Source organism: Candidatus Poriferisodalis sp. (genome assembly GCF_965204195.1).
Classification (GTDB): domain Bacteria; phylum Actinomycetota; class Acidimicrobiia; order Acidimicrobiales; family Poriferisodalaceae; genus Poriferisodalis.
In genome coordinates, this window is sequence record NZ_OZ241975.1 from 2,736,606 (window position 1) to 2,761,933 (window position 25,328).

Sequence of the window (25,328 nt, forward strand, 5' to 3'; positions counted from 1 at the left end):
CTGCTCGGTCAGACCTCGAGGAGTTCCTGCTCCTTGGCATCCAACGCCCGATCAATGTCTCCGACGAACTTGGCGGTGTCGGCGTCGAGCTCCTGTTCGAAGCTGCGCTTCTGGTCGGCGGAGATCTCCTTTTCCTTTTCGAGCGTATCGAGATCATGACGAGCGCTGCGACGCAGATTGCGCACCGCGACGCGCCCGTCCTCGGCCATCTGCTTCACCACGCGTACCAGATCCTTGCGCCGATCCTCGGTCAAGGGAGGAAAGAGCAGTCGCAGGATGTGGCCGTCGCTCGAGGGGTTGATGCCGAGGTCAGACTCCATCACCGCCTTGGAGATGGCGTCGAGCGCGCCCCGGTCGAACGGCTGGATGACCAGCATGCGTGCCTCGGGCACCGAGAATCCCGCGAGCTGCTGCAACGGGACGGCTGCGCCGTAGTAGTCGACTTGCAGCTTCTCGACCAGCGCTGGTGTCGCGCGACCCGTCCGGACGGTGGCGAAGTTGCCGCGGGCATGTTCGACAGCGCCGCGCATCCGTTCGCGAGCGTCCGCACAGATCTCAGCGGCGAATTCGCTCACCCGACCAGCGTAGCGATGACCTGGCGGCAGTGGCCGTCACCTGTCAGCGCACCAGCGTGCCGAGCGCCTCGCCTTCGACGACGCGGCGGAAATTGCCCTGCGTCATGAGGTCGAACACCACGATGGGGGTGGCATTGTCCTTGCACACGGCGATTGCTGCGGAGTCCATCACCGCCAGCTCCCGGGACAGCACTTCGAGAAACGTGACTTCGCTGAGGAGCTGAGCATCTGGATCGGTCTGCGGATCGGCCGTATAGACGCCGTTGACACCGGAATGGGTTCCTTTCAGCACGACATCGGCGTCGACTTCCGCGGCGCGCAAGGCTGCCGCGGTGTCAGTCGTGAAGAACGGGTTGCCGGTGCCCGCCGCAAAGATCACTACCCGGCCTTTCTCCAAGTGGCGCACGGCCCGGCGCCGGATATAGGGCTCAGCGATCTGTGCCATGCCGATGGCGGTCATCACACGGGTGGGCACGTCCCGGCGTTCGAGCGCATCTTGCAACGCAAGCGCATTGATGACCGTGGCGAGCATGCCCATGTGGTCAGACTGTGCGCGATCCATGCCGCCGATCGAGCCCGCCATGCCGCGCCAGATGTTGCCGCCCCCGACGACGACGGCGATATCGACCTTCAACGATGTCCAGACGTCTGCAATCTCCGACGCCAGCGCGTCCACCACAGCGGCGCTGACGTTGTTCCCTCCCGCGTCGGCCAACGCCTCGCCCGACAGCTTCAGCACCACCCGCTTCCACTCACGGGCTGCGCTCTCTCGCGGATCTTCCGGTTGCGTCACCGGGGTCACCGCCGCAGCCACAGCGATGCTCAGCGGCCGATCTCGACCTGGGCGAAACGCGTCACGCTCGCCGATCCGACGAGATCGGCGATTGTTCGCTTCTCGTCCTTCACGAACTTCTGCTCCATAAGCGTGTGCTCGCGCAGGTAGCCGGTCAGGCGGCCCTCGACGATCTTCGGCAGCGCCGCCTCGGGCTTGCCCTCATTCCGGCTCATTGCCTCGAAGGTGGCCCGCTCCCGGTCGAGGACCTCCGTTGGCACATCAGAACGCCGGATGTAGGTGGGGCGGCTGCTCGCGATGTGCAGCGCCACGTCATGAGCGAGCTCCGGCGTGGCACCTTCGATCTCCACGAGTACAGCATTGACGCCACGGCCGTTCTGCTGATGGACGTAGGCGTCGATACAGGAGCCGACGGGAGCCTCGAAGCGCTCCACCGTGCCGACCGCGATGTTCTCTTTGAGCGTGATCTTCAGATCGTCGATGACGGCTGCTGCGTCGGCGACAGCAGACGCACCGCTTGCGATCACATCGGTCAGCATCTTGTCTGCCATTGACAGGAACCCGTCAGACTTGGCGACGAAGTCTGTCTCGCAGCGCAACTCGACGATGGCGCCGACGGAGCCGTCGCCGCTGTCGATCACTCGCGCCACAACGACGCCGTCGCTGTTGTCACGATCGGCTCGGGCCGCGGACTTGGCGATGCCGTTCTCGCGCAACCACTGGGCCGCGGCGTCGGCGTCTCCATCGCATCGAGTCAGCGCGTTCTTTGCATCCATCATCCCGGCGCCGGTGGCGTGGCGCAGGGCCTGTACGTCCTTTGCTGTGAACGCCGCCATGTCAGGAGGCTCCTTGCGATGCAGATGGGGGGGCCAGGGTTTCAGCCTCGGTGGCATCGCCCGCAGCCTCGGCGGTTTCGGCCGCAGGCTCGGCAGACGCAGACATATCGCTGGTGGACTCGTCCGGCGCAGATGCCTCGACAGCGGGCTCTGGGTCACCAGCGACATCAACCGCCGCGGCTGGGGCCTCAGCCGGCCGCATGTCAGGAACGGCGGCCGCCGCGGCGGCCTTGCGGGCCTGATCGGCGGCGATACGGGCCTCCCGGGCCGCAGCCTCGGCCATTGCAGCCCGCTGTGCCTCGGCCTGCTGTGCAGCGATGCGTGCCTCTTCCTCAGGCGAGCGCTCGCCTGCTGGGGCCACCGCGACGCCGCTGCGCTCGGCCATGTATCGGCCCTCCAACGCGGCATCGGCGACCACCCGGCACAGCAATTCGGTGGAGCGGATGGCGTCGTCGTTGCCAGGGATGACGTAGGTGATCGGATCGGGATCGGAGTTCGAGTCCGCGACGGCGACTACCGGGAGCTTCAACCGGACAGCCTCCGCCACCGCGATGTGCTCCTTCGGCGTGTCGAGCACGAAGACGGCATCCGGCAGCTTGTCCATATTCCGGATGCCGTTCAGATTGCGCTGCAGCTTGGTGAGCTCACGGGTGTGCAGCAGGGCTTCCTTCTTCGGCATGTTGTCGAAGTCGCCGGCGGCCTGCATCCGCTCGTACTCAAGCATCTTGGTGACTCGACCGCGGATTGTGCGGAAGTTGGTCAGCATGCCGCCCAGCCAACGCTGGTTCACATACGGCATGCCGCACGCATTGGCATGGCGCTGGATCGGGTACTGGGCCTGGCGCTTGGTGCCGACGAACAGGATCGTGCCGCCGCGCGCCACGGTGTCGCGCACGTAGGCGTAGGCGTCTTCGAGGAGTTGGAGCGTCTGCTGGAGGTCGATGATGTAAATGCCGTTGCGCTCGCCCCACAGGAACCGTTCCATCTTCGGATTCCAGCGGCGGGTTTGGTGGCCGAAATGCACGCCGGCGGCGAGCAGGTCGGACATGGTCACAACAGCGGACATGAATGCTCCTCCCCACGGTTCGAATCTCTGCACCGGGGACGACGCCGCTTGGACAGCGGCGACCGTGGGGCCGCCCCGGCTGGTCAGTGAATGGTCGGTGGCACGGTGATCTCGACGAGACGCGCCGACGCCGACTCGGGCTTCCGGGAGACTTGGCCTCCTGAATGCCAGGTCTCCGTCGGCGTAAGCCTCAGAGCACCGCATTGCCGACGCCGGAGTGTAACCAGCGCAGTTGCAGGCGATACACGGAGGGCGATGAGGGGACGAGATGCGGGCGTCCAAGCGACGACTGTCCACTCGTGCTGCGGCTGCTGCCGAAGATCTGAGCCGGGTCGAGGTAGGTCTCGCCCCTGCGCACACCGACATGCAGCCGGTCGCCTGTGGTGCCGAGTTGCTGTCGCTGCTGGACTCGTTCGCCTCTGCGGACGCTGGTCGACGCAACCCCGGAGTACGACACCCGCAGACCGTCAGGATGGCTCACCGTGACATGCAGTCGCCCTCCCACTTGCCCGGCGAAGCTGACGATGCCGTCGGCAGCGGCCCAGAACGCCGAGCCGGGCTGTGTCGCGAACTCGAGGCCGCGATTGCCGGGCCCGTAGCGGTGCGTCGGCGGCCGGAAGGGGTCGACGACGGTGCCGTGCACAGGCCAGATGTAATCGAGCGCCGGCCCGGTCTGCGCCGGCACAGCTTGCGCCCGCGCCGGGCCACCAGCGAAAGCCAGAACAGCTGCGCCCGCGGCAACGAACGCGATGGTCAGGCGCGCGGGTGTGCCGACTCGTACACCTCCCTGAGGCGCTCCCTGCTGACCCGTGTGTAGATCTGCGTGGTCGCGAGTCGCCCGTGGCCGAGCAGTTCCTGCACCACGCGCAGGTCGGCTCCGCCGTCCAGCAGATGCGTGGCGTAGGTGTGTCGCAGGGCATGCGGATGGGTCGGCGTGGCGGCGTGGCGATCCAGGATCCGCTGCACGTCTCGCGTGCCGAGCCGGTTGCCGCGCAGGTTCACCAGCAGTGCTGCAGGGTCGCGGCCGGCGGGCTCGCGCAGCCGCTGCACGTCGAACTCGTCGCTGCCGCCATCGCGCCATGCGGCGAGCAGCGCCATGGCCGGCTCGCTGAGCGGCACCCGGCGGTGCTTGGCGCCCTTCCCGATCACTTCGATGTGCGCGCTGCCGGTCCGGAAGGCGCCGCGATCGAGCTGGCAGAGTTCGGCGACGCGCAGGCCGCTGCCGTAGAGCAGCTCGAGCACGAGCCGTTCGCGCAGTTCGGTCGGATCGTCGGGCACCGTGCCGTCGCCGAGCATCTCGGACACTTCGCCCGCTGCAAGGACACGCGGCAGGCGTCCCGAACCGGCCGGCGCGGCAAGCCCGAGCGTCGGATCGACGTCGATGGCGCCTCGGCGTGCCAGCCACCTGAAGTAACGCCTCAATGCGGACGCTTTGCGGGCCACCGAGCGTCGCGACAGCCCGCGCACCGACAGGAACGCGATGTACCGGCGCAGCCAGCGTCGATCGACGTCGCCTGGTGCGTCGAGACCTGCCCGAGCGGCCCACTCGGCGAACTGGCACAGATCGGAGCGGTAGGCGCGCTTGGTCGAATCCGATGCCGCGGTCAGTGACAGCACGAATTCGGGGACTCGCCACGCCGGCGGCGCCCCGGTCACCAGACGTGACGTCACCAGCACCACAGTACCGAGGGGCCCCCACCGGTTCGCAAGCTCCGCCGCAGCGACACTGGGCCCTCATCGGGCCTTCTCCCACCAACCGCCGGTCTCGCTGGCCCAGCCCGACAGCTGCAACCGGCCCAGCGCCGATGCCAGCTCACCGAGACTGGCACCGGTCTGCAGCGCCAGCTCGTCGAGCGTGCGAGGCCCGGCGGTGAGTTCGTCGAGGATCTGGCGGTCGAGCGGCTCGCCCGGCTGCGCCTCTGCAGCAACTGCTGCGGCCGCTCGGGCCACGGTGCGGCCCCGCGCATCGCGCTCCGTCTCGCTGCGCTCACGCGCCGCCAGGGCCGGGAACTCGGTGTCCAATGCCGACAGCACGTCGGCCACCTCGCAGACCGGCGCGCACCCGTCAGCGAGCAGCCGGTTGGCGCCGGCTGAGGCCGCGCTGGTGATCGGCCCCGGCACAGCCATCACCGGCCGGTCCCGCTCGGCTGCGGCGTCGACTGTGTACATCGAGCCGCCCGTCGTCCCGGACTCGACCACAACCAGCACCTCGCACAGTGCCGCCACGATCCGGTTGCGCGCCGGGAACTGCCAGTGCGCTGCACGCCGGCCGAGCGGGTACTCGCTGAGCAGTGTCCCGCGCCGTGCCACATCGGCCCACAGCGAGCGATTCGACGCCGGGTACACCTGGTCGAGCCCGCTGCCTACGACGCCGATGACCGGCCCGCCCGTGTCGAGCGCCGCTCGCTGAGCGATGCCGTCGATACCAGTCGCCAGGCCCGACACCACTGCCACCCCCGCCGCTGCGAGGCCCGACCCGAGTTGCTGTGCCACTGTGCGCCCGTACGCAGTGCATCGCCGTGTGCCCACAACGCCGACGCGCCGGATCTCCGGCTCGATCGCAGCGCCCTGGCCGAACAGCAGTGCAGGCGGCTCAGGGTCTGACTCCCAGATCTCAGCTGCATCGCTGCAAGCCGGCACCAACAGCCAGATGCCCTCACGCGTATGCGCGGCGAGCAAGTCGGCGCCGACGGGATGCCCGCTGATCGCCGCACGCTCGGAGGCCAATGCGGCCTGCCGCCGCCATGTCGCGATCAGCTGCTCATCCACGCCGCGGCACGATCGCAACGCCGCCAGCACCGCAGCCCGCCCGGTACGCAGCTGATCGATGGCCTCACGGGCGTCACGGCTGCTCAACAATGCACGCAGTCGCGCCGGGCCCATGTGAGGCAACGAGCACAGCTCGATCAGCGCACCGAGTTCCGCTCGACCGGCACCGGATTGGCTGGTGGTGCTCACGGCGTGACCCTCCCCGCGGCCGTCTCCACCCGGCTCACGCTGCCGTGGCAGGCGCATGCAGCCTGCCGACGCTGGCGCGCAGCGTGAGCGCCTCGTTGAGACGTTCAGCGTCGATGAGCGGTTCGTCGCCGGCGAGATCGCACAGCGTCAGCGCAACGCAGCGCACGCGGTGCAGTCCGCGGCCGCTGAGCAGTCCACCGCGCAAGCGCTCGCGCAGCACGGCGTGCGCCGCCGGCGTGAGCGGCGCGAACTGCTCGAGCTGCGCGCCGGTCAGCTCGACATTGGCTTCGACACCCCGAGAGGCGGCCCGCGCGCGGGCCGTTGCCACCCGGCTGGCCACCGCGGCAGTCGGCTCGCCGCGGATGCCGTCGAGCAATTGGTCGGGATCGGGCGGTCGCACTTGGATGCGGAGATCGAAGCGGTCGAGCAGCGGCCCCGAGAGGCGCCGGAGGTAACGCTGGCGGACGAGGTCCGAACAGCGGCACGAGTTCGGCCGACCGGCCTGCCCGCACCTGCACGGGTTCATGGCCGCCACGAGCAAGAAGCGAGCCGGAAACGAACACGTTCCCAACGCGCGGCTCACTCGAACGACGCCTTCTTCGAGCGGCTGACGCATGGCATCGAGCACGCTGGGCGCGAACTCGCCGAGTTCGTCGAGGAACAGCACGCCGCGGTGTGCAAGCGAGATCTCTCCGGGGCGAATCGCATTCGTGCCGCCGCCGATCAGCGCGGTCACGGTGGCGGTGTGATGGGGGCTGCGGAGAAGCGGCCGGGTGGCCAAGCCGGTGGGCAGCGGCAAACCCGCCGCCGACTGGACCCGCGTGGCCTCCATCGCGCACTCCCGGCTGAGCTCGGGCAGCAAGCCCACCAGCCGCCTGGCCAGCATCGTCTTGCCTGCGCCTGGCGGACCCAGCATCAGCAAGTGGTGACCGCCCGCCGCGGCAACCTCGACCGCTCGCCGGGCGGAGGGTTGCCCGATCACGTCGCTGAGATCGGGCACCGGCACGGGGGACGGATGTGGCGGAACAGGCGGTGGATCGGGCCACGGTGCGCGGCCTGCCAGCACCGACGCCAGCTCCCCCAACGTGCGAACCGGGTGTACGTCTCGCGGACTTGCTGCGAGCGCAACGTGATAGGCGTCAGACGGAACGACGATGGCGTGCTCGCGGAGCGCATCGGTGAGCGGCAGCACGCCGGCCGTGCCCCTGACAGCCCCATCGAGGCCGAGTTCGCCCAGGAATGCCTTCCCGCGCAGCGACTCGGCTGGCACTTGCTCGGTGACAGCGAGCACGGCCACTGCCATGGCCACGTCGAGGACTGCGCCACCCTTGCGCAGGCCCGACGGTGCCAGGTTGACGGTGACGCGACTGTCGGGCCAGTCGAGTCCCGACGACAGCACCGCCGCCCGAACCCGGTCGCGCGCCTCGCGACAGGCGGCATCGGGCAGCCCGACAATGGTGAATGACGGAAGTCCGTTCGAGGTGTGCACCTCAACCGTGACGACGTGACCGTCGACGCCGACCAGTGTCGCGGTCGTTGCAGTAGCCAGCATGGGCATCCTCCGGAAGCTCGGATCGGACGCATCGCCGAGGCGGCGCAGTCCGGGTTCGACGAAGAAGCCCGCTGGGGGCAACGATCGGTACAGCAGCGTCGACGACGACTGATCTGTTAAGCCTGCATGACGGCATGCGAGCCATCGCTGCAGGCTCGAGGGAGGACCGTACACCGGGACTGTCCGCAGCAGGCCGGCATTTTCTGACGCCACGCGGTCGAGCCGCGCCGGGCGATACTGCACCCGTGGGATACGACCCGTATCGCAAGCACAACACCACCCGGCTCGACTTCGTGCTCGTTGCCATTGCGTCGCTGGTCGCACTCGGCCTGGTGCTGTGGGCGGTGCTGGCTTGATGCCGCCGATACGCCAGCTCGAGCCTGTGCGCGGTTTCGAGGTGCGCCGGGTTCAGCCCTTCGAAGCGGTCAAGCGGTACGTCTGCGGCGGCTGCGGCGGCTCCATCGAGGCCGGTACCGGCCATGTGGTCGCAGTGCCGATCGACGCTCCCGATCTGCGGCGCCACTGGCACTGGGGCTGCTGGCAGGCGCGCGACCGGCGGCGGCCGCTGGGGTGAACCGCGCCGCCAGCTAGAAGGCGCCGGTGAGCACCTCTACCTTGCGGCCCATCACGGACGCGGCGTCACAGCGAAGCGGACCGCTCCAGCCGCCCCGCTGGCGCACGTAGTGAGCTGCGAGTCGTCGGACCTGCTGCTGCTTGCGGGCGGTGATCGCCTCAAAGCCCGTACCGAAGCGATCACTGGAGCGTGTCTTCACTTCGCAGACCACCAGATGGGTTCCGTCGGTCACTACCAGGTCCAGCTCCCCGAGCGGGCATCGCCAATTGCGATCCAGCACGCGGTAGCCGCGCTCGGCATACCAGCGCTCGACGAGACCTTCCCCGTACCTGCCGAGCGCTTGTCGCCGAGCGGTCACGCGCAGCCCACGTCCGGCCCGCGACCGATGGTGTGCCGCTAGAAGCGCTTCTCAGGAATACGCGCTGCCTTGCCGACGCGGTCGCGCAGGTAGTACAGCTTCGCTCGGCGCACATCGCCGACCGCTACCCGCTCGATCTTCGCGATGGTGGGAGCGTGCAGCGGAAATGTCCGCTCGACCCCCACGCCGAAGCTGAGCTTGCGAACCGTGAAGGTCTCGCTGATGCCCGACGAGTGCCGTGCGATCACGTAGCCCTCGAACACCTGCGTGCGCTGCCGGTTGCCCTCGACGACGCGCACGTGGACGCGCACCGTGTCACCGGGGCCGAAGTCGGGATGATCGTCTCGAAGACGAGCCTGGTCGACAAGATCGGTGCTGCCCATGGCGATCCGACTCCCGTGATCGGCGTGACGACGAACACCGCAGGCTAGTGGTCAGTCTGCGGATTGCCGCAACGGGAGTTCGAGGCCGAACTCTGCGAGGAGCTCCCGGTCCGCCTCGCTCACGCCCCGTGCTGCCAGCAGATCTGGCCGCTCTGCAGCAGTGCGGACCAGTGCCATCGCCTGACGCCAACGACCGACACGAGCGTGGTCGCCGCTGCGCAGCACGTCGGGCGCGTCGAGTCCGCGAAACGATGCGGGGCGCGTCCACTGTGGGTGCTCCAGCAGCCCGGTTGCGAAACTCTCGTCCTCGCTGGAAGCCTCGTTGCCCAACACTCCAGGCACGAGCCTTCCGACCGCCTCCACGACGACCATGGCGGCAAACTCGCCGCCAGCCAGCACAACATCGCCAACCGAGGCCGAACCGTCGACCAGCTCGGTGCGAATGCGCTCGTCCACGCCTTCGTAACGGCCGCACAGCAGGCTGAAGCCGCCTGACGCTGCCAGCCTGGTCGCTGCCAGCTCAGCGGCCATCGCCTGATCGAAACGCCGGCCTCCGGCGTCGAGCAACAGCAACGGCCGTGGCGGCATCACCGTCTCGACGGCGGCGAAGACCGGCTCGGGCATCATGATCATGCCCGGCCCGCCTCCGAACGGGGCGTCGTCGACCGTGCGATGGGAGTCGGTGGTCGCCAGCCGCAGGTCCCAGCAACGGATATCGAGCACGCCGCTGCGTCGGGCTCGCCCGAGAATGCTCAGCTCGCACATGGCATCCATCTCGGCGGGGAAGATGGAGAAGAGGTCGATGCGCAGTGCTGCATCCGGCCCCTGCGCCGGAGTGGGTTTGGCGCTACCCGAGCTCGAAGAGGCCATCGGGCACCTCCACGTGGACGGCACCGGGCTCCCTGCGCACCACGAATGTCAGCGGCACGAGGTGCCCCGTGTCGAGCTCGAGCAAGTCCGCGGCCGGATTCGCCACAACATTCGTGATCACCCCCGCGTCGAAGCCGTGCTGATCGATGACCGAGCTTCCGCATAACTCGTGCACCCACAGCTCGTCGGGATCGTCCAACGGCTCAGCGAACACCGTCGTTCCGGTCAACGCTGCCGCAGCATCACGATCATCAATGCCCTCGAAGCTGACGAGCCATCGATTCCCGTCGAACCGGGCACGAGACACCGCTCGCTCCCCGGCAGCGGTGATGAGCCTCGAGCCGACGTCGAATCGCTCAAGCCGGTTGGTGACGGGGTGCATCACAACATCGCCGCGCACACCGTGCGCGCGCCCGACAGTTGCGATCTCCAGCAGGCCCGCTGGATGGCGGGGATCAGTCCCGGAAGTCGACTTCGACCTGGACGCCATCGCGATGAGCTGCGGCACGCACCAGCGTTCGAATGGCGTTCGCGACGCGACCTCGCTTGCCGATGACCCGGCCGATGTCGTCCGAGCTCACCGTCGCCGTCAAGCTCAGCTTCGAGCCCGACTCGGCGATCTCCACTTCCACCTGGTCGGGATGCTCGACAAGCTGCGCGATGAGATACAGCAGCACCTCTTCGGCGGTGGTGGTCTCGGTGTCTTCGCCAGCGGGGCCTTCGGTCACTGCACCTCCCCAGGTTCGGGTGATTTCGGCTCAGGGGCCTCATTCGCCGGATCGGGTGCCGGCTCGGGCGCTGGCTCATCGGCAGGCATTCCTGCGGAAAGCTCCGGTGAGTCGTCTGCGCCCGGCTCGGGGGTGTCGAGCACCAGATCGGGCGTGGGTGCCGGTGCGGGCTCGGAAGGCGCAGATGCCGCAGCCTCAGCGCTGCCGTCTGCAGTCGCCGCTGAGCCCAGCGAGCGGAATTCGTCCCACGCGCCCGAAATCGTGAGCAGCTTGGACACCGTGTCGCTGGGCTGGGCGCCGTGGCTGAGCCAATGGACAGCACGCTCGTTGGCGATCGAGATCGCAGAGGGCTCCTGTCGAGGGTCGTAGGTGCCGATGATCTCCAGCACGCGGCCGTCGCGTGGCTTGCGACTGTCGACCGCGACGACGCGATAGCTGGGCTGCTTCTTCTTGCCGGTGCGCTTGAGGCGCAGACGAACGGCCATGTTGCTCCCGGTTAGGTGAATTCGGATGGGGCTCGTGGGGGATCGGCGAGCCGAGTGGGCCGCCGCGCCGACGAACGATCCTAACGGGCGAGTGCTCGCTAACCCCTGTGAGGGGCGCCCGTGTGGGAGGCGATGAGTGCTCAGCGGCCGGGCAGCTTCAGGTCGAGCGCATCCCAGTCGATGTCGGCGACGGACGGCTTGCCTGCCGGCTTGCCCGTCCGAGACGCTCCGCGGGGCGTCGCCCTGCCTCCCCCGCCAGTACGCGAGCCGCCGCCAGCACGGCCGGCGCCCTTTCCACGCTTGCGGGCAGCCTTGCGTCCGGCCGGACGGCGTTTCGAGCCCAGACCCATCATGCCGCCCATCATCTTGCGCATCTGCGTGAACTGCTTGAGCAGGTTGCTGACCTGCGCTGACGACGTGCCGCTGCCGGCGGCAATGCGGGCCCGGCGGGAGGCGTCGATGATCTCCGGCGACACCCGCTCCGCCGGCGTCATGGACAGCACGATGGCCTCGGCAGTGGTGATGCGGTCGTCGTCGATCTCGGCATTGCGGACCTGGTCGGCAACACCCGGCATCATCGAGACGATGCTCTGCAGGTTGCCCATCTTGCGAAGCTGCCGAAGCTGATCCACGAAATCGTCGAGCGTGAATGTGCCCTCGACGAGTCGCTGAGCCGCCGCCTCCGCCTCTTCTTCCTCGTAGACGCGCTCTGCCTTCTCGATGAGCGTCATCACGTCGCCCATGCCGAGAATCCGGCTCGCCATGCGGTCGGGATGGAACTGCTCGAAGTCGTCGATCTTCTCGCCGACTGACGCGAAGGCCACCGGGCGGCCGACGACCTCGGCAACCGACAAGGCCGCGCCGCCGCGAGCGTCGCCGTCGAGCTTGGTCAGAATGATCCCGTCCACTTCGAGCGTCGCGTGGAAGGCCTCGGCAGTCGCCACAGCGTCCTGGCCCACCATGGAGTCGACGACAAGGAAGGTGTAGTGGGGCTCGACGGCGTCCGAGATGCGGGCCACCTCGGTCATCAGTTCGGCATCGACCGTCAGCCGGCCCGCCGTGTCCACGATGAGCACATCGCGGCCCGCCTGCTGGGCCTGGGCGAGTCCCCCAGCCGCGCAGTCAACAGGGTCACCCGGCTCGCTCCAGACCTCCACATCGATGCTGCGGGCAAGCGTCCTCAACTGCTCGACGGCTGCGGGGCGCTGCAGGTCGGCTCCGACCAGCAGCGGGTTGCGGCCCTGGGATTTGCACCACTGGGCCAATTTGGCCGCGGCGGTCGTCTTGCCGGAACCTTGGAGCCCGGCCAGCAGCACGACGGTGGGCGGCTTGGGCGCGAACTGCACGTTGAGCGGGTGGGCACCCAAGATGTCGGTGAGCTCGTCGTTGACGATCTTGGTGACCTGCTGGCCTGGTGTGAGGCTGGCGGTGACCTCGCCGCCGATGCTGCGCTCGCGGACCCGCTCCACGAAGCGGCGCACGACCGCAACGTTGACGTCGGCTTCGAGCAACGCCAAGCGGATCTCGGCCAGTGCCTCGTCGACGTCGGCCGGGCGCATGCGTCCGCGACCCCGCAAGCCCCGCAGGGTTCCGGACAGGCGGTCAGTCAGCGTGTCGAACATCACCCATCCCTGCTAGTCGGCATCGACGCCGAGCAGCGCGTCGATGTAGCTGTCGGGGTCGAAGTCGATGAGGTCGTCAGGGCCCTCGCCGAGTCCCACGAGCTTCACCGGCAGGCCCAGCTCGGCCTCGATGGCGAACACAATGCCGCCCTTGGCCGAGCCGTCCAGCTTGGTGAGCACCACGCCCGTGACATCGGTGGCCTCTGCGAAAGCCCGAGCTTGGCTCAGGCCGTTCTGGCCGGTAGTGGCGTCGATGACGAGCAGCGTCTCGGCAACGGCGCCGGGCTCTCGATCGGCGACCCGGCGGACCTTGGCGAGCTCATCCATCAGGTTCTTGCGGTTCTGCAGCCTGCCGGCAGTGTCGGCGAGCACCACGTCGGCACCGCGGGCTGCGGCCGCACTGACAGCGTCATGCACAACCGAGCTGGGATCCGCCCCGGAGCTGCCCGAGATCAGTTCCGCCCCGCATCGATCGGCCCAGGTTTGCAATTGGTCGGTCGCTGCCGCGCGGAATGTGTCGCCGGCCGCCATCACCACCGATTGTCCCTGCGCCGAGAGCCGGGCGCCCACTTTGCCGATCGTGGTGGTCTTGCCGACACCGTTGACTCCCACGAACAGCCATACGGGCGTGGTGCCCTCCCGCTCCGGGGCGGTTGCGTGCAGCGTGCGATCCGCATCAAGCGCTGTGCGCATCCCCTCGGCCAGTGCGTGCACCAGTTCATCCGCATCGACGATGCCCTGGTCGGCGGCGGTGGTGCGCAGGCGTTCCAGTGTGGCCAACGTGGTCGTCACTCCGACATCGGCGCCGAGCAGCGCCTCTTCCAGGCTTTCCCACGTGGATTCGTCTGGTTGCCGCCGGTTGATCGACGCCAGCCGGTCGCGCAGCGTGCGGCGCGATGAGGCCAGTCCCGACGCAAAGGTGGCTGGGGACGGGGCCCGCACCGCGACCGGCTCATCGGTCGTCTGCAACCGAGGCGGGGAGACGGCGACAGGCGTGAGCGGTGACGCCGGTCTCGAGCGCTGCTGCCTTGCGCGATGCAGGAACGGAAGGGAGCCGAGAAGCACCGTCACCACGACAAAGATGACGATGACGATGAGAACTGTCGTGGTGCTCACTGGTCGGCAGGCTACCGAGGTGCCGTCGCGGGCTCCCTGCCGTGTTCGGGCTCGGGCTGTTCCGGCAAAGATTCTTCAGGCCCCGGCAATCCGCCGGCAGCGATGAGTGCGGCCGCTTGTGAGGGCCGCTCCGATACGACCACGCTCGAGCCTCCGGGCGGCATGGACACGCCGTACAACACGTCAGCCGATTCCATCGTGCGACGTTGATGGCTCACGATGATCAACTGCGATTCCCGCCGGAACTCTGCCACGAGATCCAGGAAGCGCTGCAGGTTGACGTCATCGAGCGCTGCTTCGACTTCGTCGAGGACGTAGAAGGGCGACGGCCGGCTGCGGAAAACGGCGAAGAGGTAGGCCAGCGCCACCAGCGAGCGCTCGCCGCCTGACAGCAGCGACAAGCGTCCGATGCGCTTGCCGACAGGCCGAACATCAAGTTCCACACCGCACGTGAGGAGCTCTTCGGGATCGGTCAGCGAGAGCCGACCCGTACCGCCCGGGAACAGCGTGCCGAACAGCTCGGCAAAATTGCGGGCGACGTCTTCGAATGCGTCCGCGAACGTGGCCATGATCTCTGCGTCGATGGCACGGATGACCTTGTGCAGCTCTCGGCGGCTGTTGCGCACATCCGCGAGCTGCGTGGCCACGAACTCGAAGCGCTCCGAGGCTTCCTCGTACTCCGACAGCGCCAGCGGGTTCACCGGGCCCAAGCGGTTCAGATCCGCGCGCAATGCCCGCTCGTGTGCCGCCGCGGTGACGCCGTCGGGCAGCGGCGGCGGCGATGCAGCAAGCGCCGTCGCAGGGTCGGCGTCAAAATCCGCACGCAGCGCTGAGATCAGGGCGGCCCGCTTGGTACGCCGTTCCGCATCCGCCACGTCGAGGGCCGCTAGCTCGGTGCGCAGCTGCTCTAGGCGGGCGGCTGCAGCGTCACGTTCGTGACGGAGCGCATCGAGTCGCTCCGTGAGCTGCCGCACGAGCTCGGTGCGGGCCTCGTGGCGAGAACGCAGGTGCCGTGCCTCGGCGTCGAGGCGCTGACGACGCTGCGAGAGCAGCAGCGCAAGACGATCCAACCCCGACACGATGACCTCGGCCCTGTCCAGCCGAGCGGACGCTGCCGCATGAGAGCTCTCGTGGCCCGCCAGACGTTGTGAAATGGCCTGGAGTCGCTCCGCGAGCGCCGACCGGCGCCGCTGCTGCGCCGCGGCACGATCCTCCGTGGCCTGAGCCTGAGCGGCCTGCCGGGCGGCGACCGCCTCGGCCCGGCGTCGCAGCGTCTCCGCGGTGCGCTGTGCCTGCTGGAGTGCATCGAGCGCGGTTCGGTGGGTCTGCTGCGCCGAGCTCCACGCTGCCGCTGCCTGACGGTGGCGGTTGGTGAGCTCGTCGATCTGTGCGCGCGCCTGATCGAGCGCCGCGGTGGCCGCCGCCGGCCCCGTACTGCCGATCCGCCAACGTCGAGGCCCGAATCGGTCGCCGTTTGCCGTCACGAAGACCGCGTCGCGCTCGGCCAGCGCACGGTCATACGCGCTGGACCAGTCACCTGGAACGCAGATCGCTGCGCCGACGATTGCATCCAGCAACGTCTCGAGCTCGTTGCGGCACCAGTCCGGAGCGTCGGCGGCCACCCGAAGATGCGGCCGCACGAACTCGCCTGTCGCCCCAGCGTCTGGTGCCGATCCGCCGGTCCGCCGCGCCGGGTCGGGACCCGCCGGCAGCGTGCCGAGCGAGATCACCGAGCCGCTGGCGTCGCCGTCGGCGAGTGCGGCAAGCGCCGCAGCCGCTGCACTGTCATCGCGCACGACTACAGCCGACAGGGCGCCGTCCGCGGCAGCCTCGGCGGCAGCCTCCCAGCCGTCGTCGATGGCCACCAGATCGCCGAGCACGCCGACAACCCCGTCCGCGCCGTCCAGCGCAGCGATGCCGGAATCGGTGCGTGCGGCGGCAACCGCCGACGCAAGCGCCTCGAACCGTCCGATCCAGTGCTGCAGCTCCTCCGCCGCGTTCCGCTGATGCTCGTCGGCCTGTGACAGCGCTGCGGCAGCGGCGGTCGCACGTTCCTCGGCCTCGGCACAAGCCGCGTCGGCAGTATCCATCGCAGCGGCAGCCTCCGCCGCGTCGCCGCCCGGACCGCTCCCACCGGGCGAGGGGCCCGACTGCGCAGCACCGGCCGCCTCCCCCGCGTCAACGGCGTTCGCGCCGGTCTCGTCGGGCAGATCCCCCGAAGACGCGTCCTGTACGGGGGCTGCGTCGATCTCTGCCAGTTCGGCCGAGACGCGTGCGTGCTCGTCTGTCAGCGTCACCACCACATCGGAATCGAGCAGGGCATTGCGTTCCCGCTCGACTGAACGCATTCGCTCGTAGGTCTGGCCGATCAAGCCGCGCGCCCGCTCCGACAGCGACACCACCCGCGGCAGCCGATCAGCCGGCTCGGCGGTCAGTTGTGCGAGCTGCGACTGCGCGTCGTCGATCGCCCCGTCGATATCGGAGATGGATGCCGCTGCCGCTTCTTGTCGGGCCGCGAACTCGACGCGTCGAGCGTCTGACGCGCTCTGCGCCCCTTGATGCGCGGCCAGCTCGCGTCCCGCGTTGTAGAGCTGGAGCTCTGCCAGTTCCGCGCTGAGCTCCTGGTGCCGACGGGCAGCGGTGGCCTGCCGCTCCAAGGGCCGCAGCTGGCGACGCAGCTCGCGCTGTAGATCCACTAGGCGGGTCACATTCGCCTCGGTGCCCTCCAGCCGCCGCTCGGCCCGCTCCTTGCGGCGACGGAACTTCAGCACGCCGGCCGCTTCCTCGATCAGCGCTCGCCGTTCTTCGGGACGGGCTGCGAGCACCTGCTCGATCTGGCCTTGGGCCACGATGATGTGCTGCTGGCGGCCGACGCCGGCGTCATTGAGCAACTCCTGCAGGTCGAGCAGCCGGCAGGGCGTGCCGTTGAGTGCATATTCGGATTCGCCCGAGCGGAACAGTGTGCGAGTGATGGCTACTTCTGCCGTCTGCGTGGGCAGCGTCCGCGACTCGTTGTCGATGACCAGCGTGACCTGTGCTCGGCCCAGGGCTGTCCGGCGATCAGTGCCCGCGAAGACGACGTCGTCCATCCGCTGACCACGCAGTGCGCGAGGCCCTTGCGCGCCGAGCACCCATGCGATGGCGTCGACGACGTTCGACTTGCCGCTGCCGTTCGGGCCCACCACCACAGTGACGCCTGGCTCGAAGGCGAGCGTGGCCGTGTCTGCAAACGACTTGAATCCGGACAGTGTCAGGGAGCGAAGGAACACGGCAGCTCGAAGCGAGAGGGTCGGCGTCTACACCTGATAATCGCAGTAGTGGTGCGTCACACCTCGGATAACCGTCGTGAGGACGTCGCCCCGGCCGTTGCGGCATCGCTCGCCAGCCCGCCCGAAGACCTCGAGGTAGGCATCGAAGCCCCCCGACTTGCCGAAGATGTCGAGATGGCCGCTGGTGCCCGAGCCCCGGTACTTGATGGAGTTGTGAACCGTTTCCACGATGGCGCGGTAGAGCCGTCGCACTTCTTGGGTGTTCAGTTCGCTGGCAACGCGTGCATGGGAGAGCCGCGCTGCATGCAGCACCTCGTCGGAGTACATCGGTCCGAGCCCCACGACGAAGGTCTGGTCCAGCAGCAGATCACGGATCGTGTCAGAACGGCCGCGCAGCATGAGAGCGAAGTCGGTCCAGGGCATCGGCATGTCAACTGGATCAAAGCCGAGATCGCCCTGGTCCGGGAACACCTTGTGGTAGCGGTTCTTCGCAATAACGCGCAGCGTTGCCTCAGCACCCGAGTCGAGCAGGCGCAACTGTCCGCCCTTGGTGAACGTCAGCACCACCTTGGTGTCGGGATCCTGGGGCGTTCTGGAGGTGGCCCGGCGCAGCGAGCCCGTCGCGCCGAAATGCGCCACCATGACTTCGTCCGGTCCGAGGTCGAACAGCAGCAGCGTGCCGTCGCGGGATACCGACATGACCTTCTTGCCCTCGAGCAGGTCGGCGAACTGCTGCTTCGAGCGCATCGCCGGAAGCGCCTTCTTGGTACCCGGGACATCGACCGTCTTGACCCGGCGGCCCGTGATTTCCTTGTCGAGATCGCGCCGGGCGATCTCGATCTCCGGCAGTTCAGCCATGAGCGGGCTCCTCCGTATCGACAGATGGCTCGTCGAGGTCTTTGAAGCGAATGCATGCAGCTTGCGCCGCGCGGCGCTCGGCAGCACGCTTGGTGGAGCCCTCACCGCGCCCCCAGACCTCATCGGAAATGCGCGCCGCGGCAACGAATCGAGGGCGGTGCGCAGGTCCCGAGCTCGACACGTCGTAGATGGGCTCGGTGCCGAGTTGCCGGGCCACGAGTTCTTGCAGCCGGTTCTTTGCCTCGCGGGTGCCCGGCTCGCTCGCCGCTTCGGCAAGACGCTCGCCGAGCAGCCGCTCGACGACTTCGCGAGCAGCAGCGAAGCCGCCGTCAAGGAACACCGCTCCCAGCACCGCTTCGAGCCCATCGGCCAGGATCGACTCCTTGTCGGCGCCGCCGGTCGCCGCCTCACCCTTGCCGAGCAGCAGCGCCGGCCCCAGCTCGCAGCGTCGAGCGGCTTCAGCCAGAGCGCTGGCGTTCACTACTGCGGATCGCACCGCACTCAGGTCTCCTGGCCCGAGCTCAGGCCAGCGCGTCACAGCGAGCTGGCAGACACAGAGACCGAGCACGGCGTCTCCGAGGAACTCCAAGCGTTCGTTGGAGGCCACCTGCGATCCCGTCGGCCGTTCGACGTTGCGTTCATGGCACCAGCTCCGGTGCGAGAGCGCCTCGGTCAGCAGCCCGGCGTCGGTGAATCGATAGCCGACCCGCTCCGCGAAGCTGTCGTGCTCAGCGAGTTCAGCGACAGCACTCTCCACGTCAGCCGACGCGCTCCATCACGTAATCGATGGCATCGCGCACGGTCTTGAGGTCTTCGAGGTCCTCGTCTTCGATACGAAAGCCCACCGTGCGGTCCGACAACTCCTCTTCCAGCGCCTCGACCAGCTCGATCAGGGCCAGCGAGTCGGCACCGAGATCGTCGACAAACGAGGACGACTCGGCGACCGCCGACGGCTCCAGCTCCAGGATGTCAGCGAGCTGGTCGCGAATGAGATCAAAGACCTCCTCACGCTCGGGAGGACTCTGGCGCACATGGGTTTCGGCAGGCATGGCGGCGATGAGCCTACCCGTGGTCAGCAGGAGGCGACGGGAGGCTGACGGCTGCGAGCTCGCCCAGCAAATCGGCCTCAACCATCCGATGAGCGGCCCTGATGGCGCTCGTGATGGCTTTCGGGCTCGACGAACCGTGCGCGATCACGCAGACTCCCCGCACGCCGAGCAGCATCGCGCCGCCGATATTGTCGGCGCTCATTTCGTCGGCGAGCGGTGCCAGCAGGCGAAGCGCCGCTGCGCCCGCCTCGCCGCCCTCGGCGAGACGCTCGAGAATCAAACGCACGAAGAACGACGCCGTGCCTTCGAGCGATTTCAGCAGCACGTTGCCGGTGAAGCCGTCGGTGACCACGACATCCACGGGGCCGTCGAGGAGATCGCCGCCTTCGACGTTGCCATAGAAATCGATCTCATCGTCGGCTGCTAGCAGCTTGTGGGTCTCCTTGATGAGCAAGTTGCCCTTTTCGGGCTCCTCGCCGATCGAGAGCAAGCCGACGCTCGGCACCGCCACACCGAAGCGGATGCGGCTGTAGGCCGAACCGAGACGGGCGAACTGGTGCAGCCATTGGGCGTCGCAGTCGGCCATCGCGCCCGAGTCGAGCAGGACGCGCGCCGTACGGCCGCCCGGAACGGGGAACGCAGTCGCTATGGCCGGTCGGGCAACGCCGGGCAAGCGCTTGAGCCTCAGCAGCGCCGCTGCCGCCACGGCACCGGTGTTTCCGGCGCTTACCACCGCTGAGGCCTCGCCGTCACGCACGGCGTTCACAGCGAGGCTGATCGAAGAGTCCTTCTTGGTCCGCACTGCGCGGCTCGGCTCCTCGCCCATCTCGATGACCTCGGAGGCCTCGATGACGGCGAGCGATTCGCCGCCAGCAGCGGCGATGGCATCGCGGCGGCCCACAAGGACGACATCGAGACCCTCGCGCACCGCTTCCAGCGCCCCCTCCACGACGGCGGCGGGGGCGTCATCGCCGCCCATTGCGTCGACGGCGACCGGCAGCGTCATCAGCCCGGCCCCGTCTCCGCCATTCGGAACGGTCTCACGCGATTCTGGCTCAGGCGATATCGAGGGCTTGGCGACCGCCGTACCAACCGCACTGCCCGCAAACTCGGTGGGGCAGCTTTGCCGCGCCGCAGCGCGGGCACAGGCTCCGTGGCGCCTCGGCCAGACGCCACGCCGCAGCGCGACGCGAACGCGTCTTGCTCTTGGATGTCTTCTTCTTGGGGACTGCCACCGTTCGGGCTCCTCGATCGGATCGACTCCTCGAGCGGACCATGCAGCCTATCCATTGGCGCTCCTGACCCGATACGCGAACTGGCCTTCACGACGGCTCGTCTGTGCGGCCTCGCAGCACCTCCAGCGCTTCCCAGCGCGGATCTGCGAGCTCCGCCGGGCCGCCTTCTGGCGCTTCTTCGCGGGCCTCGGCGAGCTCTGCAGGAAGGTTCGGGCACGGCTCGGGATGCGGGCACCGGATGGCCTCGATGGGCAGCTCCAGCAGCACTGCCTCACGCACCATCGGAGTGAGATCTGCATATTCAGGGCCGAGCCTGTACTGCTCGCCCTCACGGGGTTCGGCGGTGAACACCTCGCGGACCGTCGTCCGCACCCCCCCGTCGAGCGGCAGCCAGCAACGAGCGCACGGACCCGTCCAAGCGGCAGTGACCTCGCCGGCAACGCTGAGGCCGCCGCCGATCAGTTCCAGCGCCAATGCCACGTCGACATAGCTGTCGAGCGGCACTTCGAGATCGGCAATGCACAGGGCGTCTCGTGATTCAGGGTCGAGCAGCGCTGACGCTGGCACGGTCGCAGACCACGCGAGCTGACCATCCGAAATCAACCGCAGGGGAACAGACAGGGACCGCTGACGGCGGCTCGCAGGCACCGCGCTGGGGTCAGCGTTCCCTTGTTGCACCAGTTCTTTCCCGCTCTTGTTCGCTGTCGCTCACGGGCCGCTCGGGCCACGGCTTCGCACCCTGCTTCCCGCTCCTGTTCGCTGCGCTCACGGGCCGCTCGGGCCCAGGGTTCAGCCTCTTGTGCTCACATCTGATCCTGGTCGAACACCACTGGATGAGTATCGGGCGGACGGGTGTCGGGGCCACGGCTGGCCGGTCCGGGTGCTCCGGTACCCGGGACGTCTCCCCCGTGGTGCGCAGGCGGAGCGCCCGGTGATGCAGGTGCCACCGGCGTCGCGGCACGCTTGCCGAGCTTTCGCCGAGCGGCCTGTACCGCAATCTGCACCTGGTCGACAGCGCTCGCAAACTGCGCTAGCTGCCGCTCGCAGTACTCGTCGACTTCGTGGCGACGGCGACGGGTTTGGATTCGGGCATCGTCGAGCAGCTGGCGCGCACGCCGCTCGGCTGTGCGCACGACCTCGGTTCGCTGCACCATCTGGGCGACACGGCTGCGTGCCTCATCAATGACCAGATTGGCGTCGACACGCGCCTGGGCGAGCACCTCATCACGCTCCCGGAGCAGCCAGCGAGCCTGGCGCGTCTCGTCGGGCACGGCCGCCAGCGCAGACTCGAGCAGGGTCATCACCTCGTCCCGATTGATCATGACCGAGGTGGACAAGGGCATCGGACGTGCAGCGTCGATGATCTCCATGGCCTCGCGGACGAACTGCTCAGCCGTCACTGACGCAGCGCGCGGGGCGAGCGTCGCAGGGCCACGGGCATGCGGTGACGTCGGCGTCTCCTCAGTGGGCGCCGCCGTCTCGAACGACGGCTGCCCGAATGGAGATTGCGGCTGAGGCGCCGCGGGCTGAACCCCCGACTGCGGCGGCGCCTCGACGCCCCCCTCGGACATGCTCATGCGCCCGCCTCCTGGGTGATGTGCTGCTGCAGTCGAGCGGCCACCGCGGACGGGACGAGATGCGAGCAGTCGCCGCCGAACTTGGTGATCTCCCGGATGTAGTTGGAGGCGATGAAGAGATGCTCGGTCCGTGGCGGGACGAAGACGGTCTCGACACCGGTGACCGAGTGATTCATGTGCGCCATACGCAACTCGGACTCGAAGTCGCTCTGGCTGCGCAGCCCCTTCACGATGACATCGGCACCAAGGCGCCGAGCCAGGTCCACGACCAACTCTCCGAACTGCACCACCGAGACGTTGCCGAGATGGCTGGTCGACTCGACGATCATCGCGACGCGCTCGTCATCGGAGAACAGGGGCGTGGCCTTGGCCGGATTCCGCATGGCCGCCACCGTGACCGAATCGAACAGCCGGGACGCCGCCGATATCACGTCGAGATGCCCGTTGTGCACAGGATCGAACGAGCCTGGATACATCGCCATGACCACCGAAAACGGTTCCTCCAGATCGATCCGTGTCCAGTGGAGCGACCGTACCGCGCCACGGTCGCGAATCGAGGGACCCTCCGCGCTGAGCCGGCAGGCGAAGCCGTGGCCCGGGATCAGCCTGCGGTTTCGGTGTCGGGGACGATGAGATCCCAGCGGTCGCCGCAGTCAGCACAGCGGTAGGCGACGACATCGCCGGGCTGGAAACCCCAGTCCGGCTCAGGCACGCTCAGCAGGCCGCAACGTCCACCGCAGTCGACGCAGACGATCTCTGCGGGCACTGCGATGTCGTCCATGGTCGCAGTGTCGCACGGGTCGCTGCCGCTGCGGCTCCTGCAGCTATGTGTTCTGTGCGGCAGCACGCGATATCACGGGTCATCGGGCGTACCGTGACATGGTGCGCGTTGTCGGCGGGGCGTTGGGCGGTCGTCGCTTGGAGACGGCCGGCGCGGATGCGGTTCGGCCGACATCAGACCGCGCCCGCGAGGCCATCTTCAACATGCTCGTGGGTCTGGAATTGCCTGGCGGCGCGATGGTGCTGGACTTGTTCGCCGGCTCCGGCGCGCTCGGCATCGAGGCGCTCTCGCGCGATGCCGCGCATGCCACGTTCGTGGACTCCGACGCGGCAGCCTGCCGAACCATCTCGACGAACCTGACAGCGCTCGGCATCAGCGATCGCGCCACCGTGGTTCGGTCCGACGCTGGCAGATTTCTTGCTGCCCATAGCGAGCCGGTCGACCTTGCGTTCGCCGATCCGCCCTACCGGTTCGACCGCTGGAGCGATCTCCTCGACACCGTGAACGCCGGCGTGCTGGTGTGCGAGTCAGACCGCGAGATCGAGCCCGGTTCGAACCATGCGTGGCAAACGCATCGCAGCCGCCGCTACGGAACCCCCGTCATCACCATCCTGCTGCGCTCCGACAGCACCGATTCATCAGCAGCCGGGGCTTCCCCCTCCCGCCAAGCCTGAGGGCCCGGGTTCAGATCGTCCCGATCTCTCCGGCGGCTGTGCGATCGGGGCAATCGCGGTCGTTGCAGCCGCCGCTCCACCAGCGTTATGCGGCGGTGAACAGGTCGTGTTGGTCAGGCTCCGGCGGTGACCGGCCATCGCCGGCTGGAAAGCCATCGCCCCCACCATCTCGCGCCCGCGCAGCGCAACCAGCAGCCTCGCAGCCAGCAACTTCGCTGCCTGCGGCACAGCCATCGTCAGCACAACCTGCAGCTGCGTGGCCCACATGGTCGCGGCCATCAGCGTGACTGCCGCTCAGTGCGGACTGCATCGAGCCATAGGTCGACGATCTGTGTGCTGGTTTGCGTGATCGGGCGGGGTTGTGCGGATGCGCCGGGTCGGGTGGCGCCAGTCGGAACCGGCCGTCGCGGACCACCACCCGCCAATTGTGGTCGTGGATGAGGTCGTGGCACGACCAGCACACCAGCACGAGGTTGTCGACGCGCGTCTTGCCACCAGATTTCCACGGAATGATGTGGTGCGCCTCGCACTCGCCGGGGGGTTCGCCGCAGCCGATGCATGCGCCGTCGCGGGCGATCAGGGCGCGGCGCTGAGCCGCGGTCGGTGCCCGGCTGGCGACGGCCTCGTACAGCGGCGTGAAGTCTGCGCCGCACAAGACCAATGACAGGTCGGCGCCGCAGAGGAGCCGATCCAGCGTGCTCGGCGGGATGGGACCGGCGCCGGCGATCTCGGCAATCCCGCCGGGCTTGCCCAGCAGTGCGTCGAGGTCGGCTCGCACGACGATCTCGGTAACGGTGCGGCGCTGCTCGAGGCTGATCAGATCGTCCGCCGAAGACGTCGGCTTCAGCGCTTCCGCTGCCTCAGAAGGCAGCACCGCAGAGTGAGCAGCGGCGGACGGACGGTGTGCCGGCGTGGGACCTTCAGGGGACTCCGCGGCAACGCGAGCACCAGCCGTGGGGCCAGTTGCAGCGGCGAGGCCAGCGGCAGGGGCAGCCGCAGCGGTGGAGCCAGTCGCGGGGCCGATCGCCGGGGCAGCTGTGGGGCCAGCGCCGCCGCTTGTTGACGCTGCGGCGGCCGATGGGGCGCCTGCGAGCAGCCTGTCGAGGGCATCGGCCATGCGCTGATCGCGTGTCCGAACAACAGCTTCCACCCGCGCGCCAGGAGGCTTCGTCTCGTCGGCGGCAGCTTCGCTTTCGCCCAGGTCAGCGGTGCCCTCGGCTGCATGGGTGCTGTCGCGGAGCTTGCGGCGGTCGGTGCGCCGGAGCTGTTCGGCCGTGGCCCGAAGACGGCTCTGGATGCGTGCGCCCATCTCGGCGTCGAACGCACCGCGCATCTGCACGGTGCCGTCTTCGCCGTTCCAGAACCGCACACTGCGATTGCGCCGGTTCCGTCGATGCTGCTCCTCCAGGTCCGACACGCTCTGGTGCTGGATCGTCCAGCGCTGGGCCACCTGCGCGAACTCATCTGCGGGCAGTGCCTTGGCCATCTCCACCAGGCCGGCATCGTCCTGCACTGCCTCGGGGCTGGTCTTGCGTGCAGCCTGCGCCAGCTTCGCAGCGTTCGCAAAGCTGATCTCGCCGTCGGCGACTGCCGACTGCGCATCGGGCAGAACGGCCAGTTCCGCCGTGACCCGCACGTTGCGGGCAGCCTCGGACCGGGACCGGCCGCCGACTTGGCTCAACAGCCCAGCGCCGCCGTCGCCGTGTCGCTCGCGCTGTGCAACCAGCGAGGCGGCTCGAGCCTCCAACAGCTCGGCCTTGGTGCGCAGCGACTTGGCGAGACCCAGGGCACGGCGCAGTTCGCCGGTCGGCGCCGTCGCGACGCCGTCGAGGGCTGCGCTGAGGGATTCGAGCGCCTGCTGCACCTGCGAGAACATACGTTCATCATAGCCATGGCATGTGACAAGAACACCTATTCGAAGACATCCAGATAATTGCAAATCTGTTACATTTAGTTATTAGAAATTTCA

29 protein-coding genes are annotated in these 25,328 nt (G+C 68.3%); 2 read left to right on the forward strand and 27 right to left on the reverse strand.

The features are described 5' to 3' along the window. Window positions 1-8: 8 nt before the first annotated feature. The 8 genes from frr to ACOGI8_RS12260 form a co-directional block, all read right to left on the reverse strand. Window positions 9-575 carry a ribosome recycling factor gene (gene frr, locus ACOGI8_RS12225; protein WP_419854075.1) on the reverse strand — a complete coding sequence of 189 codons (567 nt, stop codon included), beginning with the start codon at window positions 573-575 and terminating at the stop codon, window positions 9-11. A 43-nt stretch (window positions 576-618) separates the two neighbouring features. Then, window positions 619-1,368 (reverse strand): UMP kinase, encoded by a 750-nt coding sequence (gene pyrH / locus ACOGI8_RS12230; RefSeq protein WP_419854076.1) that lies wholly within the window; start codon window positions 1,366-1,368, stop codon window positions 619-621. Between the two features lie 29 nt (window positions 1,369-1,397). Further along, window positions 1,398-2,204, reverse strand: coding sequence for a translation elongation factor Ts (gene tsf, locus ACOGI8_RS12235; RefSeq protein WP_419854077.1), 807 nt, complete (start codon window positions 2,202-2,204; stop codon window positions 1,398-1,400). Between the two features lies 1 nt (window position 2,205). Then, complete coding sequence (gene rpsB, locus ACOGI8_RS12240) at window positions 2,206-3,270, reverse strand: 30S ribosomal protein S2 (protein ID WP_419854078.1); 1,065 nt, start codon at window positions 3,268-3,270, stop codon at window positions 2,206-2,208. 190 nt (window positions 3,271-3,460) lie between these two features. After that, window positions 3,461-3,955, reverse strand: a complete 495-nt coding sequence (locus ACOGI8_RS12245; RefSeq protein WP_419854079.1) for a murein hydrolase activator EnvC family protein — start codon at window positions 3,953-3,955, stop codon at window positions 3,461-3,463. Between the two features lie 68 nt (window positions 3,956-4,023). Next, the gene (locus ACOGI8_RS12250; protein ID WP_419854080.1) at window positions 4,024-4,941 is read right to left on the reverse strand and encodes a tyrosine-type recombinase/integrase; all 918 of its coding nucleotides are present in this window, start codon (window positions 4,939-4,941) and stop codon (window positions 4,024-4,026) included. A 63-nt stretch (window positions 4,942-5,004) separates the two neighbouring features. After that, a complete protein-coding gene (gene dprA / locus ACOGI8_RS12255) occupies window positions 5,005-6,228 on the reverse strand; it encodes a DNA-processing protein DprA (RefSeq protein ID WP_419854081.1) in 1,224 nt (407 codons plus the stop codon). Between the two features lie 34 nt (window positions 6,229-6,262). Then, window positions 6,263-7,780 carry a YifB family Mg chelatase-like AAA ATPase gene (locus ACOGI8_RS12260; RefSeq protein WP_419854082.1) on the reverse strand — a complete coding sequence of 506 codons (1,518 nt, stop codon included), beginning with the start codon at window positions 7,778-7,780 and terminating at the stop codon, window positions 6,263-6,265. A gap of 355 nt (window positions 7,781-8,135) precedes the next feature. On the opposite strand from ACOGI8_RS12260, the gene ACOGI8_RS12265 reads away from it, so the two are divergent. Then, the gene (locus ACOGI8_RS12265) at window positions 8,136-8,354 is read left to right on the forward strand and encodes a hypothetical protein (protein ID WP_419854083.1); all 219 of its coding nucleotides are present in this window, start codon (window positions 8,136-8,138) and stop codon (window positions 8,352-8,354) included. 13 nt (window positions 8,355-8,367) lie between these two features. Here ACOGI8_RS12265 and ACOGI8_RS12270 read toward each other — a convergent pair whose 3' ends face one another. From ACOGI8_RS12270 to ACOGI8_RS12355, 18 genes are all read right to left on the reverse strand, one after another. Beyond that, window positions 8,368-8,712 carry a YraN family protein gene (locus tag ACOGI8_RS12270; RefSeq protein WP_419854084.1) on the reverse strand — a complete coding sequence of 115 codons (345 nt, stop codon included), beginning with the start codon at window positions 8,710-8,712 and terminating at the stop codon, window positions 8,368-8,370. A gap of 38 nt (window positions 8,713-8,750) precedes the next feature. Then, the gene (rplS, locus tag ACOGI8_RS12275; protein ID WP_419553838.1) at window positions 8,751-9,095 is read right to left on the reverse strand and encodes a 50S ribosomal protein L19; all 345 of its coding nucleotides are present in this window, start codon (window positions 9,093-9,095) and stop codon (window positions 8,751-8,753) included. Window positions 9,096-9,146: 51 nt separating this feature from the next. Beyond that, entirely contained in the window at window positions 9,147-9,965 is an 819-nt protein-coding gene (trmD, locus tag ACOGI8_RS12280; protein WP_419854085.1) for a tRNA (guanosine(37)-N1)-methyltransferase TrmD, read from the reverse strand. Further along, window positions 9,943-10,473 carry a ribosome maturation factor RimM gene (gene rimM, locus ACOGI8_RS12285; RefSeq protein ID WP_419854086.1) on the reverse strand — a complete coding sequence of 177 codons (531 nt, stop codon included), beginning with the start codon at window positions 10,471-10,473 and terminating at the stop codon, window positions 9,943-9,945. The genes trmD and rimM overlap by 23 nt, the downstream gene beginning before the upstream one ends. Then, a complete protein-coding gene (locus ACOGI8_RS12290) occupies window positions 10,421-10,693 on the reverse strand; it encodes a KH domain-containing protein (RefSeq protein WP_419854087.1) in 273 nt (90 codons plus the stop codon). The genes rimM and ACOGI8_RS12290 overlap by 53 nt, the downstream gene beginning before the upstream one ends. Beyond that, window positions 10,690-11,178: a 30S ribosomal protein S16 gene (gene rpsP / locus ACOGI8_RS12295; RefSeq protein ID WP_419854088.1), complete on the reverse strand. Its 489-nt coding sequence runs from the start codon at window positions 11,176-11,178 to the stop codon at window positions 10,690-10,692. Before rpsP ends, ACOGI8_RS12290 begins: the two co-directional genes overlap by 4 nt. A gap of 140 nt (window positions 11,179-11,318) precedes the next feature. Continuing rightward, window positions 11,319-12,800 carry a signal recognition particle protein gene (gene ffh / locus ACOGI8_RS12300; protein ID WP_419854089.1) on the reverse strand — a complete coding sequence of 494 codons (1,482 nt, stop codon included), beginning with the start codon at window positions 12,798-12,800 and terminating at the stop codon, window positions 11,319-11,321. Between the two features lie 12 nt (window positions 12,801-12,812). Beyond that, window positions 12,813-13,916 carry a signal recognition particle-docking protein FtsY gene (gene ftsY, locus ACOGI8_RS12305; protein WP_419854090.1) on the reverse strand — a complete coding sequence of 368 codons (1,104 nt, stop codon included), beginning with the start codon at window positions 13,914-13,916 and terminating at the stop codon, window positions 12,813-12,815. An 11-nt stretch (window positions 13,917-13,927) separates the two neighbouring features. Then, window positions 13,928-17,185, reverse strand: a complete 3,258-nt coding sequence (locus tag ACOGI8_RS12310) for a chromosome segregation SMC family protein (protein WP_419854091.1) — start codon at window positions 17,183-17,185, stop codon at window positions 13,928-13,930. Window positions 17,186-17,212: 27 nt separating this feature from the next. Beyond that, window positions 17,213-18,043: a DNA-formamidopyrimidine glycosylase family protein gene (locus ACOGI8_RS12315; protein ID WP_419854092.1), complete on the reverse strand. Its 831-nt coding sequence runs from the start codon at window positions 18,041-18,043 to the stop codon at window positions 17,213-17,215. Next, on the reverse strand, window positions 18,036-18,800 hold the full coding sequence (gene rnc / locus ACOGI8_RS12320) for a ribonuclease III (protein ID WP_419854093.1): 765 nt from the start codon (window positions 18,798-18,800) through the stop codon (window positions 18,036-18,038). Before rnc ends, ACOGI8_RS12315 begins: the two co-directional genes overlap by 8 nt. Before the next feature lies 1 nt (window position 18,801). Beyond that, entirely contained in the window at window positions 18,802-19,092 is a 291-nt protein-coding gene (locus tag ACOGI8_RS12325) for an acyl carrier protein (RefSeq protein WP_419854094.1), read from the reverse strand. A gap of 13 nt (window positions 19,093-19,105) precedes the next feature. Continuing rightward, window positions 19,106-20,098 carry a phosphate acyltransferase PlsX gene (gene plsX, locus ACOGI8_RS12330; protein ID WP_419854095.1) on the reverse strand — a complete coding sequence of 331 codons (993 nt, stop codon included), beginning with the start codon at window positions 20,096-20,098 and terminating at the stop codon, window positions 19,106-19,108. 49 nt (window positions 20,099-20,147) lie between these two features. Beyond that, a complete protein-coding gene (gene rpmF, locus ACOGI8_RS12335) occupies window positions 20,148-20,369 on the reverse strand; it encodes a 50S ribosomal protein L32 (protein ID WP_419854096.1) in 222 nt (73 codons plus the stop codon). Between the two features lie 45 nt (window positions 20,370-20,414). Then, window positions 20,415-20,894: a YceD family protein gene (locus ACOGI8_RS12340; RefSeq protein WP_419854097.1), complete on the reverse strand. Its 480-nt coding sequence runs from the start codon at window positions 20,892-20,894 to the stop codon at window positions 20,415-20,417. A gap of 236 nt (window positions 20,895-21,130) precedes the next feature. Further along, window positions 21,131-21,904, reverse strand: coding sequence for a hypothetical protein (locus tag ACOGI8_RS12345; protein ID WP_419854098.1), 774 nt, complete (start codon window positions 21,902-21,904; stop codon window positions 21,131-21,133). Continuing rightward, a complete protein-coding gene (gene coaD, locus ACOGI8_RS12350) occupies window positions 21,901-22,386 on the reverse strand; it encodes a pantetheine-phosphate adenylyltransferase (RefSeq protein ID WP_419854099.1) in 486 nt (161 codons plus the stop codon). Before coaD ends, ACOGI8_RS12345 begins: the two co-directional genes overlap by 4 nt. 119 nt (window positions 22,387-22,505) lie before the next feature. Beyond that, the gene (locus ACOGI8_RS12355) at window positions 22,506-22,685 is read right to left on the reverse strand and encodes a hypothetical protein (protein WP_419854100.1); all 180 of its coding nucleotides are present in this window, start codon (window positions 22,683-22,685) and stop codon (window positions 22,506-22,508) included. Window positions 22,686-22,783: 98 nt separating this feature from the next. Between ACOGI8_RS12355 and rsmD the strand changes: the two genes are divergently transcribed. Beyond that, window positions 22,784-23,359, forward strand: a complete 576-nt coding sequence (rsmD, locus tag ACOGI8_RS12360) for a 16S rRNA (guanine(966)-N(2))-methyltransferase RsmD (protein ID WP_419854101.1) — start codon at window positions 22,784-22,786, stop codon at window positions 23,357-23,359. 85 nt (window positions 23,360-23,444) lie between these two features. On the opposite strand, the gene ACOGI8_RS12365 is transcribed toward rsmD, so the two are convergent. Then, a complete protein-coding gene (locus ACOGI8_RS12365) occupies window positions 23,445-25,235 on the reverse strand; it encodes an HNH endonuclease signature motif containing protein (RefSeq protein ID WP_419854102.1) in 1,791 nt (596 codons plus the stop codon). Between the last annotated feature and the right edge of the window lie 93 nt (window positions 25,236-25,328).

Excerpts from the sequence above, each read along its gene's own strand:
- rpsP (WP_419854088.1), bottom strand. The coding sequence starts at position 11,178 with ATGGCCGTTCGTCTGCGCCTCAAGCGCACCGGCAAGAAGAAGCAGCCC.
- ffh (WP_419854089.1), bottom strand. The coding sequence starts at position 12,800 with ATGTTCGACACGCTGACTGACCGCCTGTCCGGAACCCTGCGGGGCTTG.
- ACOGI8_RS12265 (WP_419854083.1), top strand. The coding sequence starts at position 8,136 with ATGCCGCCGATACGCCAGCTCGAGCCTGTGCGCGGTTTCGAGGTGCGC.
- coaD (WP_419854099.1), bottom strand. The coding sequence starts at position 22,386 with ATGGCGATGTATCCAGGCTCGTTCGATCCTGTGCACAACGGGCATCTC.
- rpmF (WP_419854096.1), bottom strand. The coding sequence starts at position 20,369 with ATGGTCCGCTCGAGGAGTCGATCCGATCGAGGAGCCCGAACGGTGGCA.
- plsX (WP_419854095.1), bottom strand. The coding sequence starts at position 20,098 with ATGACGCTGCCGGTCGCCGTCGACGCAATGGGCGGCGATGACGCCCCC.
- ACOGI8_RS12365 (WP_419854102.1), bottom strand. The coding sequence starts at position 25,235 with ATGTTCTCGCAGGTGCAGCAGGCGCTCGAATCCCTCAGCGCAGCCCTC.
- ACOGI8_RS12345 (WP_419854098.1), bottom strand. The coding sequence starts at position 21,904 with ATGAGCATGTCCGAGGGGGGCGTCGAGGCGCCGCCGCAGTCGGGGGTT.
- ACOGI8_RS12355 (WP_419854100.1), bottom strand. The coding sequence starts at position 22,685 with ATGGACGACATCGCAGTGCCCGCAGAGATCGTCTGCGTCGACTGCGGT.
- rpsB (WP_419854078.1), bottom strand. The coding sequence starts at position 3,270 with ATGTCCGCTGTTGTGACCATGTCCGACCTGCTCGCCGCCGGCGTGCAT.
- ACOGI8_RS12325 (WP_419854094.1), bottom strand. The coding sequence starts at position 19,092 with ATGCCTGCCGAAACCCATGTGCGCCAGAGTCCTCCCGAGCGTGAGGAG.
- ACOGI8_RS12260 (WP_419854082.1), bottom strand. The coding sequence starts at position 7,780 with ATGCTGGCTACTGCAACGACCGCGACACTGGTCGGCGTCGACGGTCAC.
- rsmD (WP_419854101.1), top strand. The coding sequence starts at position 22,784 with ATGGTGCGCGTTGTCGGCGGGGCGTTGGGCGGTCGTCGCTTGGAGACG.
- trmD (WP_419854085.1), bottom strand. The coding sequence starts at position 9,965 with ATGGCCTCTTCGAGCTCGGGTAGCGCCAAACCCACTCCGGCGCAGGGG.
- rplS (WP_419553838.1), bottom strand. The coding sequence starts at position 9,095 with ATGGGCAGCACCGATCTTGTCGACCAGGCTCGTCTTCGAGACGATCAT.
- ACOGI8_RS12315 (WP_419854092.1), bottom strand. The coding sequence starts at position 18,043 with ATGGCTGAACTGCCGGAGATCGAGATCGCCCGGCGCGATCTCGACAAG.
- tsf (WP_419854077.1), bottom strand. The coding sequence starts at position 2,204 with ATGGCGGCGTTCACAGCAAAGGACGTACAGGCCCTGCGCCACGCCACC.